The 6,032-nt window shown below is 62.6% G+C and carries 3 protein-coding genes; 2 read left to right on the top strand and 1 reads right to left on the bottom strand.

Annotation, left to right across the window (positions count from 1 at the left end; all coding sequences use genetic code 11):
* Together WA989_RS04680 and WA989_RS04685 are read left to right on the top strand one after the other, a co-directional pair.
* Nucleotides 1–2,888, top strand: a 2,888-nt coding sequence (locus tag WA989_RS04680; protein ID WP_424339347.1) for an efflux RND transporter permease subunit, incomplete at its 5' end; no start/stop codon positions are given.
* A gap of 136 nt (nucleotides 2,889–3,024) precedes the next feature.
* Nucleotides 3,025–4,350 (top strand): dicarboxylate/amino acid:cation symporter, encoded by a 1,326-nt coding sequence (locus WA989_RS04685; RefSeq protein WP_424339348.1) that lies wholly within the window; start codon nucleotides 3,025–3,027, stop codon nucleotides 4,348–4,350.
* Between the two features lie 106 nt (nucleotides 4,351–4,456).
* On the opposite strand, the gene WA989_RS04690 is transcribed toward WA989_RS04685, so the two are convergent.
* Complete coding sequence (locus tag WA989_RS04690) at nucleotides 4,457–5,722, bottom strand: aminotransferase class III-fold pyridoxal phosphate-dependent enzyme (RefSeq protein ID WP_424339349.1); 1,266 nt, start codon at nucleotides 5,720–5,722, stop codon at nucleotides 4,457–4,459.
* Nucleotides 5,723–6,032 lie beyond the last annotated feature (310 nt).

Genomic DNA, 6,032 nt, shown 5'->3' on the forward strand with positions numbered 1-6,032 from the left:
CAAAAGTCGAGGAGATCCGCTCGACATCGAATTTCGGCCTGTCGGTCATCAACATCTATTTCGAGGATGGCACGGACGTCTATTTTGCCCGCCAGGTCGTCGGCGAACGCCTTGGCGAGGCCGGCGAGGCCATCCCCGACGGCTTCGGCACGCCGAAGATGGGGCCGATTTCGACCGGCCTCGGCATCATCATGTATTACCGCCTCGTCGACGAGACGGGCGAGCGCTCGCTCGTCGAGCTGCGCGAGATCGCCGACTGGATGATCAAGTATCCGCTCCAGTCGGTCGAAGGCGTGACCGAGATTCTTTCGCTCGGCGGGTTCGATAAACAATACCAGGTCCGCCTCGATCCGGACCAGCTGACCGCCTACGATCTCAGCGTCAGCGACGTGATTGCCGCCCTCGACTCCGCCAACAGGACAGCCGGCGCGCAATTCATCGAGATCGGCGCTGAGCAGTACACCGTGCGCGGTGTCGGGCTCGCCCGGACCCTGGCTGACCTGCGCGAGACGCCGGTCAGGACCGTGGACGGGCGATCGGTCCGTGTCGGCGATCTCGGCGAAGTCGCCATCGGCGGCGGCGTCAGGCAAGGACTGGCAACCGCCAATGGCGAAGGCGAGACCGTGGCCGGCCTCGTCCTGAAGCTCTATGGCACCAACACATCCGAAGTCATCGAGAACGCCCAGGCGCGCTTTGACGAGATCAACCGCTCGCTTCCCGACGGCGTGAAGGCTGTCCCGTATTACGACCAGGGCACGCTGGTGAAGAAGGCGGCCGCGACCGTCACGACTGCGCTCTGGCAGGGCGCGCTTCTGGTCGCTGTCATCGTCTTCCTGTTTCTCGGCGGCTGGCGGCCGAGCCTTGTCGTCGTCATGGCCATACCCTTCTCTGTCGGCTTTGCTTTCATTGCGATGTCGGTGCTTGGCATCGGTGCCAATCTGATGACGCTTGGCGGGGTCGCCATCGCCATCGGGATGATGGTCGACGGTGCCATTGTGATTGCCGAGAATGTTGACCGCGGCTTCCGCGAACGGCGCGAGGGCGAGGACAGCCGCACAACGGTCGCCCGGTCGAGCGCCGAGGTGATCGCGCCGCTGATTGCCGCCGTTGCTGTGGTGATTATCGTCTTCCTGCCGCTGTTCTCCCTGCAAGGCACAGAAGGCAAGACGTTCCGTCCGCTTGCTGCGTCCGCCGCGCTCGCCATGACGGGCTCCCTGATCTATGCGGCCCTGATTGCGCCAGCCATGGCGCTCGGGCTAATGCGCCCGCCGAAAAGCGGCAGGGGGGAGGGCGAAAGCCGCCTCACCGCGTCGATCAAGCCGGTTGCAGCCTTCTTCATCCGGCGCCGTCTCGCCGCCCTCGGGCTTGCAGGCGTCCTGCTTGTTGTCGGCGGCCTGTCGGCGACGCGTCTTGGGTCGGAATTTACGCCGGCGCTCGAGGAAGGCGACGTGCTGCTGCGCGTGACCATGGCGCCGTCCCTATCCCTCACCGAAGCCAGCCAAACATCGACCCGGATCGAAAAAAGGCTGCTGGAGACATTCCCTGAAATCGAGTCAATCGTCAGCCGGATCGGCCGCGGCGAGGTCGGCGCTCATGCCGATCCGGTCAACAGTATCGAGGCGTTCGTGGCGCTTAAGCCAAGACGCGAATGGCGCGATGGGATGAGCCCGAACGAGCTTCGCGCCGCGATATCGGACAATCTGGGTGGTTTTCCCGGCGTACGCGTGAATGTCGGACAGCCCATCGCCATGTCGGTCGATGAACTCCTGACCGGCACAAAGGCGCAACTCGCGGTCAAGATATTCGGGCAGGATTCGCGAGTCCTGCTCGAAGGCTCCCAACAATTGCAGGCCATCCTCCAGGACGTGCCCGGCGCCAGCGATGTCCAGGCCGACCAGATTACAGGTGCGCCGCAGCTTGTCATCTCGCTCGACCGCCCCGCGCTCGGCCGTTACGGGTTGAGCGTCGAGGAAGCGCTTGAAGCCCTGCGTTCAGGCGTTGGGGGGGCCGAGGCCGGGGCCGTGTTCGAAGGCGTACGCCAGTTCCCCGTCATCGTGCGCTATTCCGAGGCGGACCGCGACACGCCGCAGGCCATCGGGCGGATCATTCTTAGATCGTCCAGCGGCGCGCGCGTCCCGCTCGAAAGCGTCGCCGATATCCGCAGCATCATCGGCCCCCGGCAGATCACCCGCGAGAATGGCGAGCGGTTCATTACCGTCCAGCTCAATGTGCGCGGACGTGACATCGGCAGCTATGTCGCCGATGCGCAGGCGGCGGTCTCCGATCAGCTCGACCTGCCGGCCGGTTACCGTGTCGAATGGGGCGGCCAGTTCGAGCTCCAGCAGGAGGCCAATCAGCGCTTCGCCGTGGTCATCCCGATCACGCTTGGTATCGTCTTCCTGATCATGCTCCTGACCTTCGGTCGCATCCTGTCTGCCATCCTCATCCTGCTCAACATACCGCTGGCGCTGACCGGCGGGGCGATGGCGCTGTGGATCGCGGGCCTGCCGATCTCGGTGCCTGCAACGGTGGGCTTTATTGCCCTGTTCGGCATCGCGCTCGGCAATGGCATGGTGCTGGTCAGCTTCATGGATGATTTCGCGAGGCGAGGCCGTGACCGCGACGAACTCGCCATTGAGGCGGCCGGCCTGCGGGCGCGCCCGGTTCTCATGACGGCGCTCACCACAGCGCTCGGGCTTGCGCCGCTGCTCTTCGCGACAGGCGTCGGGGCCGAGGTCCAGCGCCCGCTGGCCACTGTGGTCATGGGGGGGCTGGTCTCGTCGACTGTGCTTACATTGCTGGTCCTGCCCGCTCTTCACCGCTGGTTCGCCCCGAAACCCGCAGCGCACGCCTCTCTGATCAAGACAGAACACGTTCATTCAGCTTAGCGCCCGGCATTGTCGCTCGTCAGGCGGTCGGATTGATAGCATTCATCTGGCGCGTTTTGCGAAATAGGTACTCTTCCCGTTTTGCGGGGCCTTGCCGCGCTGCTAGTGTGGCAAGCTGCACGTTGGGAGAGGTTGAGTGAGGGCGCCGCGATTTACCTATAACAGGCTGAACCGGCGGCTCGACAGCCTGGTTCGCACTCATCTCTGGCTGCAGGTCGTCATTGCCCTTGCCTTGGGTGTTGCGGCCGGCGCGCTGCTGGGCCCGGATCTGGCGCTGGTGACCCGACGCTCGGCTGAGCTCATCGGCGACTGGCTGGCCTTGCCCGGAAAGCTCTTTCTGGCCCTGGTGCGCATGGTCATCATCCCGCTCGCGGCAAGCTCGATCATTCTTGGCATTGCCGGCGCTGGCGGCGGTGATGCGCTGAAGGCGGTCGGCAAGAAACTGGCAGGCTTCGTCCTCTTTACCACCATTCTCGCGACAATGATCGGGGCAACGCTTGCTACTGTGATCCGGCCCGGGCGGACGGCGATTGAAACTCTGCCGCTGCCGCCGAGCCTCAAGCCTGGAGACCTCGGGGCTGACATGCCCAGTCCTTCGGCGGTCGAGCAAATGACACAGGAACTGCCGGACCTGATCACCAATCTCATCCCTCAGAACATCACCGCCTCCCTGCTTGAGCAGGACATGCTGGCGATTGTCGTCTTTTCGCTCTTTGTCGGGATCGCCATGGTCAGTGCGGACAAGAAAGAGCTTACCCGCCCGCTTGTCGCGTTGACGGAAGCGACGCTCGAAGTCAGCATGACGGTCATCAAGACGGCGATGCGGTTTGCGCCTCTGGCGGTTTTTGGCCTGATGGCAGAAACAGTCTCGGCGAACGGCGTGATGACGCTCGCCAATCTGGCTGTCTACGGCGCGACCGTTCTGGCCGGCCTGTTCTGCCTTCTGACGCTCTATCTGCTGATCGTGATGGCAGTTGGGCGCATGAATCCGGTCCGCTTCCTTCAGAAGGTGGCCCCGGTGCAGCTCCTGGCTTTTTCGACGTCCAGTTCTGCGGCTGTGATGCCGCTGACGATCAAGACTGCCGTCGACAAGCTCGGCACGCCGGCGACGCTTGCCGGCGCGGTCATTCCTCTCGCTTCAACCGTGAACATGGCTGGCACGGCGCTGTACCAGTCCGTTGCAATCATGTTTCTCGCCGACATGGCCGGCACACCGCTTTCGCTGGGTGACCTCGCTTTGGTCATGGTGACCCTGACCGGCGCGTCAATCGGCGCCCCAGCCGCCCCAGGCGCAAGTATCGCGATCCTGTCAGCAACAGCGGCGAGCTTCGGCATTCCTCTCACCGGTCTCCCGCTTGTGATGGGTGTGGACCGTATCCTAGACATGGCGCGCACATCCGTGAACGTCACCGGTGATCTGGTCTTGTGCCGCATGCTGGAACACAGCGATGACCCTCGCTAGAGGACGGACGACAGACCGTTGAAGAACCTGCGGGGCAATAGGCTTTGCAGATGTTCGCTCTTGCGACCGAAGCGAACTGTCTAGCAGCGGCATTGATCGGTGTTGACTATGAGGAGACCATTTTTGCGACGACCGGGTGCGGCTCGAGTGTCTGCATATTGTGTTTCACGTCTTCGAAGGCTTCTATCGCGGCTGTGATCGTGAGGTCCATGTCGTGCTCGCTCATGGCCTGGCAGAAGAACATGTTGTGCCATGGGTGCACATAGATGCCGCGTCTCAGCATGGCCTCTGACCAGGCAAAGCCGATGCGGAAGTCCGGATCATCGTCGAACAGGAATAAAGGCATCTGGACAGGGCCGGTCTGGTTGAACGGCAGGCCCGCTTTGCTGGCAGCCTCATCGAGGCCCTCGCGCAGATAGTCGCCGAGCCTGACAATGTGTTCGAGATAGTCTGTTTCGCGCAGGATTTTCAGCGTCTCCAGCGCCGCCGCCATGGGCACGGCGGAGAACCAGAACGAGCCTGTCGCATAGATCGAGGCTGCGCCCTTGCGCGCACGGTCGGCGCCGAGCAGCGCCGAGATCGGCAGGCCATTGGCGAAACTCTTGCCCCATGTGCTGAGGTCCGGGCGGACGCCGATCGCCTCCCAGCTGCAATCGCGCGCCAACCTGAAGCCGGCGCGGATATCATCCACGATCAGCATCGCCCCTGTCTCATCGCAGAGCGCTCTGGCCCGCTGTGCATAAGCCGGGTCGGGCAGGGCCTGCGCGGTGAACGCGTCGTGTTTGAAGGGTGCGGCGAAAACGGCGGCCAGATCGTCTCCTGCAGCGGCAACGGCCGATTCGAGGCTTTCAATATTGTTGTACTCATAGGTTTCGACGAAAGCGCGATCATCCGCGATGACGCCGGCGGGCCGCGGCGTGCACCACGGCGCCGAGCCATGATAAGCGCCCGCAGCCACCAGGATGACGCGCCTGTCGGTCTGCGCCCGCGCGATCGTTTTTGCCATCGTCGTCGCATCCGTGCCGTTCTTGCAGAACATCGCCCAGTCCGCATGGCTGACCATGTCGACCATGACTTCGGCGAGTTCGACCATCAGGGAGGAGGGGCCTGTCATCGCGTCGCCCCTGGCCAATTGCTCAATGGCGGCCTTGTTCACGCGCTCATCCGCATAGCCCAGCAGATTGGGCCCATAGGCGCACATGAAGTCGAGATATTTGTTGCCGTCCGCATCCCAGAGATAGGCGCCTTTCGCCTTGCTGAAGAATTGCGGATAGGCGCCGGGCAGCAGCGCCGTCGACTGATGGCCGTAGACACCATTCGGCAGAACTTTCTTCGCGCGATCTCTCAGGTCCCGGTCTGTTTCTCGGTGCATTACTCTTCCCCGGATGTGTTTGCGCAGCCGCGAGCCCGCGCTGTCAGCTCAGACGGTCGCTCTATTGGCCGAAGGTTGCAAGGCATCATCGATCTTTGCGCAAGGGGATCAGGCGATCTGGATGATCCGCGATAGACGCAAGGCAGCCATTTTTTGGCTCCGCTTGCGAGTATTTAGGAGGCGCCGGTATCTGATAATTTGTTGAGAATGAGATTGACTCGCAATTGGGTGTGATTTAGCCCGGCCTCGTGTTGAGAATAATTCTCATTATCGAATTAGTTCTAAGAGGGGCTCATGAAGACTATTCAAC

Origin of the sequence: Henriciella sp. (assembly GCF_049649345.1) — a bacterium.
In the GTDB taxonomy this organism is placed as follows: Bacteria; Pseudomonadota; Alphaproteobacteria; order Caulobacterales; family Hyphomonadaceae; genus Henriciella.